The following is a 15,625-nucleotide window of genomic DNA, read 5'->3' as shown; positions in this document are numbered from 1 at the left end:
CGTACCGAGTTAAGGTGTCGAGCAGCGTTTTGGCCCTAGCTTCTGTGCTCCGTTAAGACGACTAGTCTGTGCTTATCGACGACGCTGTGGGTGCATGGTTGCTTGCCAATTCCGGTGCAACTCGCAAACGCGCTGCCCCGACCTGAACTGCCCATTCAACGATCTGCCCGGCCAATATATCCGTGGCGACACCGAACGCGCTCACCACATCGGCCTCTCGCTTGCTGCCTGTGGCTTGGATTGCTTCGAAGCGTCTACTGGCAATAGCAGTCCGTTTGGCCGGATCGACCAGTTGCACATCGAGCCGAACCGCGGCGATCGCTTCAGTGCCGCGGTATTCGAGCTGGAACGCCCGCAGCGTACTGCGCAACTCCATATCGGCGCTCATTGGGGTGCTATCGGTAATCACGGAAGTCGACCGCCCATCGCGCATGAAGGCTTCGACGATTCGGTCACGCAGCAGCACCGGTGCGGGGTCGGCCCAACGCACTCCTTGCCAAGCCGACAAGCGACCATCGGGCTGCGCAATGAACAGCCGCTCCGAATCCAGGACGCGACTACTCTCAGGGGCGTAGACGCGCAGCGCCCCGGGTCCCGGAACGGCGCGCGGCGTACTCTCCGCCTGGGCGATGTGATAGTCGGGCAATTTGTAGGTGACCATTGGAGCTGCTTTGGGAAGCACACTGCACGCGGACAAGCCGAGTACTAGCGTCATAGTCACGGCAGCGACGGGAATCATCCTGGCGGAAGTGTTCACGGCTTGGTTTCCTCAATGTTCTCTCCACCGAGCAGGTATTGCGCCGGATTGCGATCCAGTCGGCGCAGCACGGTGTTTAGATTGGCCAGCGCCTGCTGGAGTTCGTGCATGGCAGGACCTGTGGCGGCCAAGCCCTGGTTCAGCGATTCCTGATTGTTTTGCAGTAGCGTCTCAACCCTGAAAGCGGCGCGTTCGAGGGATGCCGTTGCATCACGCGTGTTCACCATGATTTGCTTACCATCGTTATTTAGTAGCAGGTTGGCATCGCGAAGAGTGCTATTTGCTTGGCGCACGGCAGCTGTCGATTCTCTGCTTGCTTCGGTCAGATTGCTGATTAACGTCGCGATCTCGGCCCTCTGGTCAGCGACCGCGCCCGTGGTCTGTTCAAGATTCACCAGACTGCGGTGCACAAGAGCCAAATTCTCCTTCGACAGTAACTCCTGCGTGCGCAGCAAGATGCCGTTGAGTGTCGTCATGCTGTTCCCCTCACCGGAGACCAGGGATGCCATCGCCGAACGTGGTGCGAGGATCAACGGTTCCTCGTCCTCTCTCCGATCCAGCAATGGCACGTTTGGCCCACCGTCGCTCAACTCGATCACCGCGTTGCCGGTAATTCCCGTGATGACCAATTCAGCGCGGGTATCCTGCCGGACCGGGATGGTGGCATTGATGCGTACGCGCGCTATCGCCCGCCTTGGGTCTCGCGGTGAAAGAGAAAGTGCAACGACTTCGCCAATCGTGATTCCGCTGTACTGAACCTGGCTGCCGGGCGTAAGCCCGGTCACTGGCTCATCGAACATAATCCGGTAATACTGGTAATCGTGGTCGGAACGTGTGTCGCTGAGCCAAAGCGCGAAGCCAATACCAATCGCACCGAGCAGCACGACGAACAGACCAATGAATACATGATGGGCACGTGGTTCCATGATCAGACCACCTCGTTCTCAGAGTTTAAATATTGCGTGCGCCCAGCCCAATGCGTGCGCGACGGAAGAATGATGCAGATGCGGAGGGGTTTCATGGCTGCGTCTCTTGGCTGGAAGCACCAGTGGCCTGTGCGGCCGCACGGCCACGGGGGCCGTGAAAGTATTCCTGTATCCACGGGTGCTTGAAGCGCTCGACTGCCTCGATGCCGTCGTTGATGAGTACCTTCTGGTTCGCCAGGACCGCGACACGGTCGCATATGGTGTACAGCGTATCGAGGTCGTGGGTTACCAGAAACACCGTGAGGCCCAGTGCATTGCGCAGGGTCAGAATCAATTGGTCGAAAGATGCAGCCCCGATTGGATCCAGTCCTGCGGTGGGTTCGTCAAGAAACAGGATGTTCGCATCAAGCGCCAAGGCTCTCGCCAGTGCTGCTCGTTTCACCATGCCTCCGGACAACGAGGCCGGATACTTGTCTCCCGCTCCGGCAGGCAACCCCACCAAGCCCAGCTTGCTTCTTGCCAAACGCTCGGCAAGAGGCCGCGCCAGACCGACATGCTCGATCAAAGGAAGAGCGACGTTCTCCAAGACGGTCAGCGATGAATACAACGCGCCCTTCTGGAACAGAATGCCGAACCTTCGCTCCATACGCGCGCGCGCAAGCCATTGGGCTCGCAGTAGGTCGCGCCCCCCGATACGGACCACGCCCGAATGCGGCTTCTGCAGCCCGACGACGCTACGCAAGAGCACGGATTTCCCGGTGCCTGACCCTCCCACCACGCCAAGGATTTCCCCGCGCCGCACGTCCAGGTCTAGGTCCTGATGGACCTGCTGGGTTCCAAACCTGTTGTCCAGGCCGCGCACTTCAATAGCGTGTCGCACACCGTTGTCGGTGTCTTGCTTCACCGCGCTCACCAGCCCATCTCCATGAAGAACAGTGCAGCGATGGCGTCTATCAGGATCACCATGAAGATTGATTGCACGACACTAGACGTCGTGTGGTCGCCTACCGACTCAGCGCTACCGGCGACCTTGAACCCTTCATGGCAGCCGATAGCGGCGATCATCACCGCGAAGAGCGGGGACTTGCTCATTCCGACAAGAAAATGGCGCACCTCGATTTTTTCCTGCACGATGGCAAGGAACTGTGCGGGAGGAATTTCCAAGCTCAGTGCGCATACGGTGGCGCCGCCCGCAATGCCAGCCAAGATGCCTACTAAGGTGAGCAGTGGCAAGGACACAAGAAGCGCCAGCACGCGTGGCAGCACCAGTAACTCGATGGGGTCGAGCGCGTTGGAGCGAAGCGCATCGATCTCTTCATTTGCCTTCATCGAACCGATTTGGGCGGTGTACGCGCTTGCGGTACGGCCTGCAATCAATATGGCCGGGAGCAGCACTCCGAACTCGCGCATGAACGAGAAGGCGACCAGATGCACCGAGAAGATGCTCGCACCGAAGTTGGCCAGCACCGTTGCTCCCAGGAACGCCACCACCATTCCTACCATGAAGCTCAGTAGCGCCACGATGGGAATGGCGTCCACCGCTGATCGCTGGATTTGAGCGATCACCGAGGTCGCGCGCCAGCGACGCGGGTGACGAACGGTACGGCTCCATGTTTCGATGATCTGGCCCACGAACCCGGCCAGACCAAGACACGCACGACAGCCCTGTTCCAAGGTCAGGCCTATGCGTCCCAGACCGCGGAGCAGAGGATTCCCGCTCACCGCTGCTTTCTCCGTCTTCTGCTGATCGGTAGCAGCGGCGGCCAGCGCTCTCATTAGGGCGAGGCGATCCGAGGACAGATTTGGAGCTGCCTCCGGCCGGTCGAGTATCGAGTCTGGCCCGAGAATTTCCACCAGCAGAGCCGCGCCGGCGGTGTCCAGTCTCTGGACTTGCGTCCAGTCGAGTAAGGGAGTGGCGTACCCCTCGGCATGACTGATGCGGGCGGCGGACACGGATTTTGCCAGACTGGCGTAGTGCTCTATCGTCCAGTCGCCACCCGCCAGCCATTTGTGATCACCGCCGACCATGGCATCCTGCCGGAGCCAAGCCTGTGAAGCGTTGCTCATGGCTGCGTGTCCCGCCAAGCGCTGTCGATGCGCTCGATGCAGTTCGTGATCGCCGCTTTGGCATGACCCAGCAATGTGTACGAACCGGCGAACTCTTTAATGACGTTGCCGCGCTCGAAGCAACTGGCGGCAGCAACCCGGCGTCCCGTCCTTAAATCGACTGCTTCGAACTCTAGGCTGGCACCACCCGTCGTCACGGGTCCAACCAGCAGGGTCGTCATTGCATTGACTGCCCGATTCGGTGTCTGCAGTTCGGTGACCGCTACACGCACCCGAACCTGTCCCGCGCCACCTGGGGGGGCGGGACTTTTGCCTTCCTGGCGTTTCAGTTCGCTCGTCACATGGTCTAGCACTTCGCGCTGCTGCGCGTCATCGAGCCCATCGATGCGACCCGAGGCGGTCTTGATCTGCGCTTCTTCCACCACGACAGCGGCATAACGCTTGGGCTCGAATCCCGCTGCGCGGTACATCAGTACGTTCTCGTATCGTGTCGGCGATAACTTCTCGTAGTCGCCGAGAAATCCGGAGCGCGTCATGCTGTTGGTCGCGCATCCAGAGAGCGCGCCTGCTACGCAAAAAAAGATGCCGCCGCGGATCAATGCAGTTTTGCTCTTCATAATGGGTCTCCTTGATCAAACGAAATGAGGTGCCTGTGTAGTAGACGCGTTCGCGATGATCTCAGTGCCACTGCGCACGCCGTCGACCTGAAATACCGGCGCACCAGCAGCAATGTCGGTGAACGCCAAAGCCAGCTTTTCCGCCACGACACCATCGAAAGGAGCGACGATCATCGTGCCACGTTGTGCTCGTTCGGCCAGGCCAAGCGCCGCCTTGGCAGTGCGCGCTTGACCCTCTGCGACCGCTAGCTGCGCCTTCGCGCTCTCGAACGCAGCAGGGGAGATGACTTCGCTTTCGAGCAACCGGCGCTGTTGATCTGTCTGTACACGTCGATCCATCAGGCCGGCTTCGGCGGCCGCCAGGGATGCTTGCGCTTGTGTCACGCGAAGCCGGTCAGGTTGCGCATCAAGTTCTGCCAGGACTTGGCCGCGGGAGAACCGTTCACCCACGTCGACGTTCAACTTGGCGATCCGTCCTCCTGTTTCAAATCCTAGGATGCTGCGCTCGGTTGCTCGCGCCGAGCCAGTCAATTCGATGCGAGAGCTATGCGGGAGATCCGACTGCGCGGCGGCGAGCTTCACTGCGCGCGGAGGCTCGGATACGGTGGATTGCGAGTTTCCGCACCCTGAGAGCAGAGTCGAAATGGATAGTGTGCAAGCAACCGCCAAGGAGCGCGGTGCGCACGCGGTCATGACACCGCTACGGACGCGACTCATGTGCGTCCTTTTTGCCGGGACAAGTTCGAGATGGCCCGAGGCGAGATCCTGGAGCGCCCGAAAGAAATGCCGCCGCTCTGCGGGTGCGAGTATTGGCAAACCCAGAAGATCGGCGAACAGGGCGCCATCCAATGCCAGCATGATGAGTGCCGCGGTCTCGGTGCCACGCGGGGATCGACGCACGCGTTCGTACTGCACGCGGTACCACTCGCGCAGTGGGTCGAGAAGTGTTGGATCTTCCGCAGCTGCCGCGAGCAGCGCTGCGCCCATCTTCTGCATCTCGTCGTCGGGCATCGCTTCCACCTGGCTCGACAGCCAGGGGTCCGGATCTCCGGCAAACCTGCGCTCGTGATTGGCTTGTACCGCGTCGAACGCCCGGATCATCTCGTCGATCAGTGTCACGAACAAATCGCGTTTGGTCTTGAAGTGATAGAGAAACGCCCCTTTGCTCAACCCGGCCCGCACAACGACGGCGTCCAGTGTCAAGCGACTGGCACCTTCCTCCAGCACCAGTTCGCGGGCGGCCTGCAGGATGCGGTCGCGAGTTCGCTGGGCTCCTTGCTGGAGGCCGGGCTGCGCATCGGCGCTGCTATGGGCAGTGGACGGGGGGGGCAACTTTGTTTTCGCGCGGGGCGGCATGGTCGTGCTCCAAAAAAGCTTGAGTCATATACAGTCCAGACGGTATAGTAGAAGCCATACAACAGTCCGTCAAGACTTTTTCGGAACGCAAGGAGCTGCCATGTCTCAAATTCTTGAACGCTATCGCCTCATTGCCATGATTTCTCCGCTACTGCTTCTTGCGGCCTGCAGCCATGCCCCGCACTCTGCCGATCCACCTCGCCTGGATGTACCGGCCCATTTCTCAAATGAAGAGGGAGGTGAAGGCATCTTGGACAAATCGTCCCGCCGTACTCTTCCCGTCGATTGGTGGACGGCCTACGGCGATCCGCACCTCAATGCCTTGGTCCGGGCGGCGCTGGAGCGCAATACCGAACTGACGATTGCGCGAGCGCGCGTGGACGAGGCATCGGCCGCCACGCGGCGAGCACGGGCCTCCCTGCTCCCCTCGTTGTCCGCGGGCACGCAGGCAACTCGAGGACGCGACTATTCAGAGAACGTTGCAATCGGCAATGATGGCCGCGCCACGTTGTCCGCATCGTGGGAGGCAGACCTGTCGGGACGGCTTTCGCAGGCAGCAGAAGGTGCGCGCCTGGATGCGGTGGCAGCCGAACAAGCGTGGGTTGCCACGCGGTGGCAGGTCGCGTTTGAAACAGTGTCGGCGGCTGTGCAGCAGCGCCAAGCCAGTGAGCTCGAAGCGCTAGCCGCGGCGCGGCTGGCATCCGCAGAACGACTCGTCTTGCTGATGCAACGGAAGTTCGAGGCCGGACAAGCTACCGGCTTCGACATCGAGCGTACCCGCGCCGGCGTCGTCGCACTGCGCGTGGAGCAAGAGCAACTGCGGCGTGCGCGCGGCGAGGCGACGCATGCACTCGATGTACTAGTGGGACAAACGCCCGGAGCGCCTGCAGCTTCCCCAACTCTTGCGTCGCTCGCCGTCCCGGACTGGACACCGACACGCATACCTGCGGACCTGCTGAGTGAGCGGCCCGACGTGCGCGCCGCCGAAGCGAAGTTCGCCGCCGAAACCGCGCGCTGGAACGCAGCCGAAGGCGAACGCTTCCCCAGGCTGGTGTTGGACCTGAGCGGCGGACGGCAGCGCGTAGAGAGTGTGGGAACCCGCATCACTGGAAACATTTTTTCACTTGGGGCCGGGGTGTCGTTGCCGATCTTCGATGGTGGCGCGATCCGTGCCGGCATCGAGACCGGAGAGGCGCGCAGCCGAGCTGCCCGTGCGGAGTTCGAGCGCACTTTGTTGAGTGCTTTGCAGGACGTAGAGAACGCATATCTCGGTTGGCATACGCAGCACGCAGCACTGGAGCATCAGGCCGAGGGTGTCGCAGTCGCGGAGCGTCAGCTCGATCGCAGCCGACGTCTGTTCGAGGCGGGACAAGTGGACGCCACGGTGGTGGCCGAGGCTGAGGCCGGGGTGCTGTCAGCGCAGGCTTCGCTGATCCGCACGCGGGCCGAGACAGCCATGCAATGGGGCGTCCTGGCAAAAGCATTATCCGGCTCTCCTGTTTGATCGCAGAAACATGCTGGAGCAGCTTGCGAAGGCTAGCTAAATAGCGTGACGCAAGGCGAAGGTGGTGAGGCCTGAGTGATGAGGAATGCGAACATGGAAATTCGACACCTGCGCTACTTTCTGGCGGTGGCAGAGGAGCTGCACTTTGCCCGAGCCGCAGAGCGCCTCCACATAGAGACATCGCCGCTGTCGCGCGCCATCAAGGAACTTGAGGAAGAGTTGGGCGTAGCGCTATTTGCGAGAACCACTCGGAGCACCCGCTTGACTCGTGCGGGCAGGCTCTTCTTTGAGAGCGTGCCGCGTGTCTTCGCAGCTTTGCAGCAGGCGCGCGACAGTGTGAACGCCGCAGCCAATGGCTTTCATTGCCAGCTCCGTATTGCATTGTCTGATGGAATCACGCCATCGCGCCTGCCTGCGTTGTTGGCGCTCTGCCGGCAGGAAGAGCCGGAAGTGGAAGTTCGCTTCTTCGAGGTGCCTTTGGCACAGCAAATCAAGGGATTGTGTGGCGAACTGTACGATCTCGGCTTCGCTCAATCGGATGAAGTCGGCGAAGGCATCATCGCAGTGCCGGTGTGGAGTGACCCTCTGATGGTAGCTGTGCCCGCACGGCACCCCTTGCTATCCCACAAACAGATTCCCCTAGAAGAGCTGTTGCGGTATCCGCTGGTGCTCTGCGACGCGGTGGCGTGTGAGGGCCATGCTCGGCAAGTTGAACGGGTGCTACGTCGCGTGGACATAGAGCCACTGATTGCCGAACGCGTGACTTCCAGCGATCTAAGGATGGTCCTGGTTTCGGCGGGACTTGCACTAGGCCTCACAGGAGGCGCGCATATCACAGCCAGCAGGGAACAGGGGGTGGTCGCACGGCCGCTGACTGGACGTTCGCCAATGCTCACGACCTATCTACTACGGCCGGCCAGCGAGCCGTCAGAAATGCTGACTCGCTTCATGGAACGCGTTCATTCGATCAAATCTCCAGATGCCAAAGGTCGGCGGTAAACCATCACACAATCTCCCAAAGAAAATTAACCATGAAGAAGATTGCTCTCATATTGCTTTCCTCGACATTGGCAGCCTGCAGCCCATCTGGGAAACCAGATAAAGCCAACCTTCCGACAGTCGATGAATTAGCGCTCAATCCTGAGCGTCTGAAAGAGTTGCGCAAGCAATGCAAGTTGGATCGACCAATGCTGGGCGACCAACTATGTAACCGGGTTGCCGAGGCTACGCGAAAGCGCTTTTACGAAGATGGCGATGTGCCCCACACCACGCCTAAAGAGCCGCCGAAGTTCTAAGCTGGTGGTCATGCCGGAGTATGTATGCCGGATATGAAAAATTTGAAGGAGAATCGCAATGGGTTGGATCTATCTTGTTTTGGCTGGATTGTTTGAAATCGGATGGCCGGTCGGGCTGAAAATGGCGCAAGAGCCAACATCGCGTTGGAGTGGGGTCGCAGTAGCCGTCTCTTTCATGACAATTAGCGGCGCCTTCCTATGGCTTGCTCAGCGTCAGATACCGATTGGGACTGCTTATGCGGTGTGGACGGGTATCGGAGCGGCGGGAACTTTCTTAGTCGGAATTCATTTCTATGGCGACCCAACCTCCCTGATGCGATACCTTGGCGTGGCGTTGATCATCCTGGGCGTTATCACGCTCAAGTTATCGAGTTGATCGCTAGCTCCATTGGTAGCGTAGTCGCTAGGCGACCCAGCTCCCAGAGTGGATCGGGCGCTGGGAACTCGTACGGTCACCTCCTCTCTCTAGTCGCTATGTGACGAGCTTGCCGGCGCCTCGGGAGAGTTCGAGCCAGTGCGCGTAAGGCGGTGGGAGCACCCATTCCGGGTGGCTCCACCTTCAGTGCCTGCGCCAAGGTGACCTGAGTACGAACTTTGTAGCCAGTCAGGCAGTGAGTTCGGAGGGGATGCTATCGGATTGGATCCAGTTGCGCCGGATCGTCGCCGGCGGTTTGTAAGCATGCGCGCTATGCGGCCGCTGCTCGTTGTAGAACTGTCGCCAACGTTCGATCAGCACCTTCGCTTCGGTCCGACTGCGGAACCATTCGCGGTTGAGCAGTTCGTCGCCCATCGTTGCCTGCGAAGTCAGGACCAGCAGAATCCTGAGGGGAGTTCTCATCATGGTTTTCTCCGTTCAGACGCTTGGGATCAAGCGGCCGGAGACCACTACGCCTGCTTGGCTTTGCGCGCTGCCTCGACCAAGCTGTCGAGCCAGTCCTGATGGCCGTTGATCATCGGGTTGGGTTTGGCGTTGTGCAGCTCCTCGGCCGGTTTGCCCTTCTGAGTTTCCTGCGTGAGGATGCGCACGCGCCTGCCGTCCAGGTTCTCAACCAGCCAGGCGTGATGCACATCCAGGCGCGTATCTGTGCCTTCCTCGCCGGACCAGCCGTGCCAGGCCACGCGGCCGGGTTGCCCATCCGCAGGTGGCACGTATTCGTTGCACTGCCCCTCTACCGGGAAGCCGAAGGTCTCGAAGTAAAACCGATCGCCGTCGGCCAGTACCGGGCCTTTGCCGTCATGAAAGCACACGTTAGCCGAGTTGGCGTAGTAGCTTGGCCACAGCGATGGTGTGACGAGTAGAGGCCATACGTCGGCCGCGCTCAAGCCGGCGGCGATGATCTCATTGGAGGCGAAATTCTCAGTAAAGCCCGGCGTGTAGCCTTCGGGCCAGAGGATGGCGTTCTGTTGCTTGCTCATATCGAAGCTCCTTCACAAAATGTCGATGACGCAACAGGGGTGGCTGCGTCATTCAAGTGGTCATGGAGCAAATCATGAGCCTCCATCTGCAATAAGTGAAATCCTAAGTTTCTATTTTTGATATCATAAAATATGATATCAAGGCCTAGGTTCTGCCATCCACCGACTAGGCTATCTCGCAGCGGCGCTACGAAAGGGCGCGTCTCCAATTGAGCCGACTGATTGCTTATTTGTAGTGCGAGGTAGAGTTGTGCTGAGCATGACGATAGGAGCGATCTTGCCTACTTGTTGTTAGCACAGGAAGTGAACAGCAGTGCTCGTATCCAGCGATGTGCTGGATCGTGATGGGTGCGTTCGTGCCAAGCAGCCGTCTTGGTGAACCCCGGTATCTTCACCGGCGGCAGGGAGATAGCCAGCTTGTCCATACCGGCGACCAAGCGGCTCGGCAAGATCGCAACCATGTCACTGGCACGCAGGATGTCTGGCAAGATCAGAAAGCTCTTGACCGACAGTGTGACGCTGCGTCGTTTGCCCAACTGTTCTAGCGCATCGTCGGTGACGCCGCGGAAACCTCCACCATCGTAGGAAACAAGCGCATGGTCGAGAGCACAGAACTGTTTAACGGTCAGCTTGCGCCCCATAGCCGCAGGATGGTCTTCCCGCAGGACACACACATAGTGTTCCTTGAACAGCTCTCGGGCATGCAGATTTGGCGGAGTGATCTCTGGCGTCAGGAGGGCTAAATCGATCTGACCGCGCTCAAGCTGGTTCTGTAGCTGCCCGCTCTCGACTGGCACTAATGAGACTCGTACACGCGGTGCGTGCCGTTTAAGTGCCGATAGAAATGGGACAGCAACGGCACGCAGCGCATAGTCCGTCGCGGCGATGGAGAAGGTCAGTTGTGCGGTGGCCGGATTGAAGGAAGGTGGCTGGAGCAGCGCGTCGATTTCGGCGAGCACCTGCTTGACAGGCATCCCTAGATCCAGCGCCCGCTGCGTTGGAACGATACCCCGCTGCGAGCGCGCGAAAAGCGGGTCACCGAAGCTCTCGCGCAACCGCGTCAGCATGCCACTCAAGGCCGGCTGGGTTAGTCCCAGACGGGCCGCCGCCCGTGTCACATTGCGTTCGTCTAACAATGCGTCCAGCGCCTTGAGCAAGTTGAGATCCATACTCTTGATATTTTTCATTTTTATTCCAATCTTAAATATCATCGTTTTTCATGATATCTAAATATTGCCTATGAGTGGAAGCAAGGCCCATTGACGGCTTTTTTTGGGTAACTTGCTTGGAACTCTGTATGCGCCGCAGTGCGCTTTCGCTTGCGGCGCTTTTCTTTGACTCGCCACCGCGCTCATTCTTTCTTTTCCCTCGACCATTGTGCTGCGAACGGTCTTTGACCGGCACTAGCCCAGAACCGATCCTGACGCCTGCGACACCCCCTGTGCAACGCTTTCAATGAGACACCAGCGCAGGAGAAATCGGAGGACAGGTCATGCAAGGGACGAACGTTCTGTTCGGCCAGATCGCTGTGGTAATCGGCATCGTGATCGCCGGCGTCTGGGGCGCCACACAATGGACAGCAGCGACCCTTGGCTATCAAGTACGCCTCGGATCGCCCTGGTTCGATCTTCTAGGTGTACCGGTTTATCACCCGTGGCGCTTGTTCGAATGGTGGTTCTTCTTTGATGCCTACGCGCCGCACGTCTTCGACACAGGCGGTGCGATTGCGGGTGGTAGCGGTTTGTTCGCTTTACTCGTCGCCATCGCCATGTCGGTATGGCGTTCTCGGCAGTCGCGGCTGGTTACGACTTATGGTTCGGCACGCTGGGCCGATGCCGTCGACATCCGCAAAGCTGGACTGACCCTCCCGGCGGGCGTCTTCCTCGGCCAACACGACGACCAATACCTCCGACATGAGGGGCCGGAACATGTCCTGAGCTTCGCACCCACGCGCTCGGGCAAGGGCGTGGGCTTGGTGGTGCCTACGTTGCTTTCGTGGCCGGCGTCCGCCGTCATTCACGACATTAAGGGAGAGAACTGGAAGATCACGGCGGGCTGGCGTTCGCGCTTTTCGCACTGCCTGCTTTTCAACCCCACCGATAGGCAGTCGGCCGCCTACAACCCGCTGCTTGAAGTCCGGCGCGGCGCACATGAAGTGCGCGACGTGCAGAACATCGCCGACATTCTGGTTGACCCTGAAGGTGCGTTAGAGAAGCGCAATCATTGGGAGAAGACCAGCCACGCGCTACTGGTCGGTGCAATCTTGCATGTTCTGTACGCAGGCGAGGACAAGACGCTGCGCGGCGTCGCCAACTTCCTCAGCGACCCGGCGTGTCCGTTCGAGCTGACGCTGCACCGGATGATGACGACGAAGCACCTGGGCGATGCGCCTCACCCGGTTGTCGCATCCGCTGCCCGCGAAGTGCTCAACAAGTCGGACAACGAGCGATCGGGCGTGCTCTCCACCGCCATGTCGTTTCTCGGCCTGTACCGCGACCCGACCGTGGCCGAAGTCACATCGCGCTGCGATTGGCGCATCGCCGACCTGATTTCCGCCGAGCACCCGGTATCGCTCTATCTGGTGGTGCCGCCCTCCGACATAAGCCGCACCAAGCCGCTGATCCGGCTCATCTTGAACCAGATCGGGCGGCGGCTGACCGAATCGCTCGACGGCAGCGATGGCATCGCGCGCCGGCACAAGCTGCTGCTGATGCTGGACGAGTTTCCGGCGCTGGGTCGCCTCGATTTTTTCGAGTCCGCGCTTGCCTTCATGGCCGGCTACGGCATCCGCAGCTTTCTCATCGCTCAAAGCCTGAACCAGATCGACAAGGCGTATGGGCAGAACCATTCCATCCTCGACAACTGCCATGTCCGGGTGACTTTCGCCACCAACGACGAAAGGACGGCGAAAAGGATTTCCGAAACCCTCGGCACCGCCACCGAGCTTCGCGCGCAGCGCAACTACGCGGGCCACCGCCTCGCTCCGTGGCTGGGGCACCTGATGGTGTCGCGTCAGGAAACTGCACGTCCGCTGCTGACGCCCGGCGAGGTGATGCAGCTTCCACCTGAGGACGCCGTAGTCATGGTGTCCAGCGTTGCCCCGATCCGCGCGAAGAAGCTGCGTTACTACGTCGACGCCAATTTCAAGGATCGCGTCCTGCCACCGCCCGTGCTCGCAGTCGGGAGGTACGCCGACGCGCCGCCAGCCCGCCCCGACGACTGGAGCGGCTTGGCGATCCCGGCCGTACCTACGGCGCCGACCTCGGTATCCGCCGATGGTCCGGGCGGCACCGATGACGGCGGCCCGCGCCGCCAGCTCGAACTCTCCGAAACCGTCGCCTACGAGCCCGAGTTGGACGCGTGTGCGAACGACCTGGAGCTGCTCGATGACGACGACCTGGCGCTCCCGCTTCCCGGCCAGCTCGACCCGGCCATGCAGCGCACGGCCCGGCTGGCTTCTCTCGACCCCAACGACGGAATCGACCTATGAGCCAATACCGCCTCAATCTTTTCATCCAGCCCGAGCACGCCAAGCGCCTGGATGAACTTGCCGCCAAGAAAGGCGTGTCCAAGTCCTCCATCGTCGCAGCGGCCTTGGCGTCCTGGCTGTCACCCGATGCGGGCGACCAGCGTGAGGCCGCCATTGCCAAGCGGCTGGATCGACTGTCGCGGCAGACCGAACGCATGGAGCGCGACCAGAACATCCAGATCGAAACGCTGGCGCTGTTCATCCGCTATTTCTTGACCATCAGCACGCCGGTGCCAGAAGCCCACAAGGACGCGGCCCGCGCCCAGGGCAAAGCGCGCTTCGAGCAGTTCGTCGAGCAGTTGGGTCGCCACCTGCTGCGTGGCCGCAGTCTGGTGCGCGACGTGGTGGAGGAACTGCACCCCGATCCGATGCGGATGGATGACGCAGCAGCGATGGCGTCCGCCGATGAGCGAGCTGCAGAGCGTGCGTCATGAGTGCCGTTCCGCAGATTCCGCCTGAATCTCGCTCATCCGCCGCGGCGTCCCAGGATCGCCGCATCCAGATGCTGCGCACGGCGATGGGGCCGCTGATCGCCGCTGCGCTCGAAGATCCGGATGTTGTGGAAATCATGCTCAACCCCGATCGCACCCTGTGGGTGGATCGGCTGTCGTCGGGTCGCTCGCCGCTGGGCGTGGAGATGCCCGAGGCCGATGGTGAACGCATCATCCGCCTGGTCGCCGCGCATGTCGGCGCGGAGGTGCATCGCGGCCAGCCGCTCTTGACCGCCGAGTTGCCGGAAACCGGCGAGCGTTTCGAGGGCATCCTGCCTCCGGCCGCCCCGGGGCCAGCCTTCGCGCTACGCAAGCGGGCCGTGAGCATCATCGGCCTGGATCGCTACGTGGCCGACGGCATCCTGACCGCCGGGCAGGCCGAGTTCCTGCGCCGCGCCGTGCGCGAGCGGCAGAACATCCTGATCGCCGGCGGCACCAGCACCGGCAAGACCACGCTGGCGAACGCGCTGCTGGCCGAGATCGCCGCCACAGGCGACCGCGTGCTGGTGCTCGAAGACACCATCGAGCTGCAATGCGCGGCCCGCGACCATGTGCCGCTGCGCACCCGCGCCGGCGTCGTCACAATGACCGAGCTGGTGCGGGCCACGATGCGCCTGCGGCCTGACCGCGTGATCGTCGGCGAAGTGCGTGGCGGCGAAGCCCTGGACTTGGTGAAGGTCTGGGGCACCGGCCACCCCGGCGGCATTGCCACCATCCATGCCGGCTCCGCCTTGGGCGCACTGCTGCGTCTGGAGCAACTGATCCTCGAAGTGGCAGTGAATCCGCCCCGCGCCCTGATCGCCGAGGCGGTCAACGTGGTGATTCACATCGCAGGCCGTGGCCGCAAACGTCACGTCGAAACCATCTCCCGTGTCGTCGGCTTCGACGGTGCGGGCTATCGCCTGACAGATGCGCTGGAAACGCCGTTTCCCGAGCTGCCGCCGGTTCCTCTTGCAGCCGCTGCCGCTGCGCCTTCCTCGACCCCTGACCAACCTGGAGAACTGCCATGACGCACGTTGATGCTTTCCGTCTTTCCGTAAATCCTATTTCTCGCCTGTCCAGCATGGCGCGGCTGCGCCACCTGGCCCGTCCCGCAGGGCAAGGGCTGCTGCTGGCCGCGCTGATGCTGTTGCTGGCGGGCACGGCGCAGGCCGCCGGTTCCTCGATGCCGTGGGAAGGGCCGCTGACCTCCATCCTCGAATCCATCCAAGGGCCAGTCGCCCGGATCGTGGCGGTGATCATCATCATCTCGACGGGGCTTGCGCTGGCGTTCGGTGATACCAGCGGCGGCTTTCGCAAGCTGATCCAGATCGTGTTCGGCCTGTCCATCGCGTTCGCCGCGTCCTCGTTCTTCCTGTCGTTCTTCAGCTTCTCCGGAGGGGCCGTCGTATGAGTAAGGCCACCGATCTTCCGGGCTTTGAAGTGCCGCTGCATCGCTCGCTGACCGAGCCGATCCTGCTGGGCGGTGCGCCGCGCACCGTGGCGATTGCCAACGGCACGCTAGCCGCCGCCGTCGGGCTGGGCCTGCAACTGTGGATTCCCGGCGTGGTGCTCTGGATCGTCGGCCACTCGCTGGCCGTATGGGGTGCGCGCGTCGATCCGCAGTTCATGCAGGTCTTCGCGCGGCATATCAAACACCGCCCGCTTCTGGACGTGTGAGGGGAGGA

The 15,625-nt window shown here is 61.2% G+C and carries 17 protein-coding genes and 1 pseudogene; 9 read left to right on the top strand and 9 right to left on the bottom strand.

All coding sequences use genetic code 11. From position 1 onward, the window contains the following. Positions 1-61: 61 nt before the first annotated feature. The 6 genes from ACSQ4M_RS14620 to ACSQ4M_RS14595 all read right to left on the bottom strand — a co-directional run bounded on the left by ACSQ4M_RS14620 (position 62) and on the right by ACSQ4M_RS14595 (position 5,723). The gene (locus ACSQ4M_RS14620; RefSeq protein WP_003124411.1) at positions 62-661 is read right to left on the bottom strand and encodes an ABC-type transport auxiliary lipoprotein family protein; all 600 of its coding nucleotides are present in this window, start codon (positions 659-661) and stop codon (positions 62-64) included. A 92-nt stretch (positions 662-753) separates the two neighbouring features. Further along, positions 754-1,683 (bottom strand): MlaD family protein, encoded by a 930-nt coding sequence (locus ACSQ4M_RS14615; protein WP_000433686.1) that lies wholly within the window; start codon positions 1,681-1,683, stop codon positions 754-756. Positions 1,684-1,774: 91 nt separating this feature from the next. Then, the gene (locus tag ACSQ4M_RS14610) at positions 1,775-2,599 is read right to left on the bottom strand and encodes an ABC transporter ATP-binding protein (RefSeq protein ID WP_155936418.1); all 825 of its coding nucleotides are present in this window, start codon (positions 2,597-2,599) and stop codon (positions 1,775-1,777) included. Beyond that, on the bottom strand, positions 2,593-3,750 hold the full coding sequence (locus tag ACSQ4M_RS14605) for an MlaE family ABC transporter permease (protein ID WP_000063629.1): 1,158 nt from the start codon (positions 3,748-3,750) through the stop codon (positions 2,593-2,595). The genes ACSQ4M_RS14610 and ACSQ4M_RS14605 overlap by 7 nt, the downstream gene beginning before the upstream one ends. Further along, positions 3,747-4,367 carry a DUF3313 family protein gene (locus ACSQ4M_RS14600; RefSeq protein WP_000837791.1) on the bottom strand — a complete coding sequence of 207 codons (621 nt, stop codon included), beginning with the start codon at positions 4,365-4,367 and terminating at the stop codon, positions 3,747-3,749. Before ACSQ4M_RS14600 ends, ACSQ4M_RS14605 begins: the two co-directional genes overlap by 4 nt. A 15-nt stretch (positions 4,368-4,382) precedes the next feature. Beyond that, a complete protein-coding gene (locus ACSQ4M_RS14595) occupies positions 4,383-5,723 on the bottom strand; it encodes an efflux RND transporter periplasmic adaptor subunit (RefSeq protein WP_436190197.1) in 1,341 nt (446 codons plus the stop codon). A gap of 100 nt (positions 5,724-5,823) precedes the next feature. Here ACSQ4M_RS14595 and ACSQ4M_RS14590 point away from each other — a divergent pair, with 100 nt between their 5' ends. The 4 genes from ACSQ4M_RS14590 to ACSQ4M_RS14575 all read left to right on the top strand — a co-directional run bounded on the left by ACSQ4M_RS14590 (position 5,824) and on the right by ACSQ4M_RS14575 (position 8,898). Next, complete coding sequence (locus ACSQ4M_RS14590; protein WP_000078291.1) at positions 5,824-7,227, top strand: efflux transporter outer membrane subunit; 1,404 nt, start codon at positions 5,824-5,826, stop codon at positions 7,225-7,227. A gap of 93 nt (positions 7,228-7,320) precedes the next feature. Then, the gene (locus ACSQ4M_RS14585; RefSeq protein WP_436190196.1) at positions 7,321-8,226 is read left to right on the top strand and encodes a LysR family transcriptional regulator; all 906 of its coding nucleotides are present in this window, start codon (positions 7,321-7,323) and stop codon (positions 8,224-8,226) included. A gap of 32 nt (positions 8,227-8,258) precedes the next feature. Beyond that, complete coding sequence (locus ACSQ4M_RS14580) at positions 8,259-8,522, top strand: EexN family lipoprotein (RefSeq protein ID WP_000717310.1); 264 nt, start codon at positions 8,259-8,261, stop codon at positions 8,520-8,522. Between the two features lie 58 nt (positions 8,523-8,580). Then, positions 8,581-8,898 carry a DMT family transporter gene (locus ACSQ4M_RS14575; protein WP_000539741.1) on the top strand — a complete coding sequence of 106 codons (318 nt, stop codon included), beginning with the start codon at positions 8,581-8,583 and terminating at the stop codon, positions 8,896-8,898. Positions 8,899-9,126: 228 nt separating this feature from the next. Here ACSQ4M_RS14575 and ACSQ4M_RS14570 read toward each other — a convergent pair. The 3 genes and pseudogenes from ACSQ4M_RS14570 to ACSQ4M_RS14560 form a co-directional block, all read right to left on the bottom strand. Then, positions 9,127-9,306: pseudogene (locus ACSQ4M_RS14570) on the bottom strand (integrase core domain-containing protein); the annotation flags it as partial. Between the two features lie 101 nt (positions 9,307-9,407). After that, positions 9,408-9,938: a hypothetical protein gene (locus ACSQ4M_RS14565; protein WP_000043569.1), complete on the bottom strand. Its 531-nt coding sequence runs from the start codon at positions 9,936-9,938 to the stop codon at positions 9,408-9,410. 281 nt (positions 9,939-10,219) lie between these two features. Continuing rightward, entirely contained in the window at positions 10,220-11,125 is a 906-nt protein-coding gene (locus ACSQ4M_RS14560) for a LysR family transcriptional regulator (RefSeq protein ID WP_023093368.1), read from the bottom strand. Positions 11,126-11,430: 305 nt separating this feature from the next. Here ACSQ4M_RS14560 and ACSQ4M_RS14555 point away from each other — a divergent pair, with 305 nt between their 5' ends. From ACSQ4M_RS14555 to ACSQ4M_RS14535, 5 genes are read left to right on the top strand one after another with little or no spacing between them, the layout of a single operon-like run. Next, the gene (locus tag ACSQ4M_RS14555) at positions 11,431-13,428 is read left to right on the top strand and encodes a conjugal transfer protein TraG (RefSeq protein ID WP_001163195.1); all 1,998 of its coding nucleotides are present in this window, start codon (positions 11,431-11,433) and stop codon (positions 13,426-13,428) included. Continuing rightward, complete coding sequence (locus ACSQ4M_RS14550) at positions 13,425-13,901, top strand: ribbon-helix-helix protein, CopG family (protein WP_000085131.1); 477 nt, start codon at positions 13,425-13,427, stop codon at positions 13,899-13,901. The genes ACSQ4M_RS14555 and ACSQ4M_RS14550 overlap by 4 nt, the downstream gene beginning before the upstream one ends. Next, the gene (gene trbB / locus ACSQ4M_RS14545) at positions 13,898-14,968 is read left to right on the top strand and encodes a P-type conjugative transfer ATPase TrbB (protein WP_023093367.1); all 1,071 of its coding nucleotides are present in this window, start codon (positions 13,898-13,900) and stop codon (positions 14,966-14,968) included. The genes ACSQ4M_RS14550 and trbB overlap by 4 nt, the downstream gene beginning before the upstream one ends. Beyond that, a complete protein-coding gene (locus ACSQ4M_RS14540; RefSeq protein ID WP_000150010.1) occupies positions 14,965-15,351 on the top strand; it encodes a TrbC/VirB2 family protein in 387 nt (128 codons plus the stop codon). Before trbB ends, ACSQ4M_RS14540 begins: the two co-directional genes overlap by 4 nt. Continuing rightward, positions 15,348-15,617, top strand: a complete 270-nt coding sequence (locus tag ACSQ4M_RS14535) for a VirB3 family type IV secretion system protein (protein WP_003092280.1) — start codon at positions 15,348-15,350, stop codon at positions 15,615-15,617. The genes ACSQ4M_RS14540 and ACSQ4M_RS14535 overlap by 4 nt, the downstream gene beginning before the upstream one ends. Positions 15,618-15,625: the final 8 nt, after the last annotated feature.

It is taken from the genome of Pseudorhodoferax sp. LjRoot39, from assembly GCF_964253035.1.
In the GTDB taxonomy this organism is placed as follows: domain Bacteria; phylum Pseudomonadota; class Gammaproteobacteria; order Burkholderiales; family Burkholderiaceae_C; genus Pseudorhodoferax.
The sequence above is the reverse complement of the archived record's forward strand: the minus strand, read 5'-3'. Positions and strand labels throughout refer to the sequence as shown.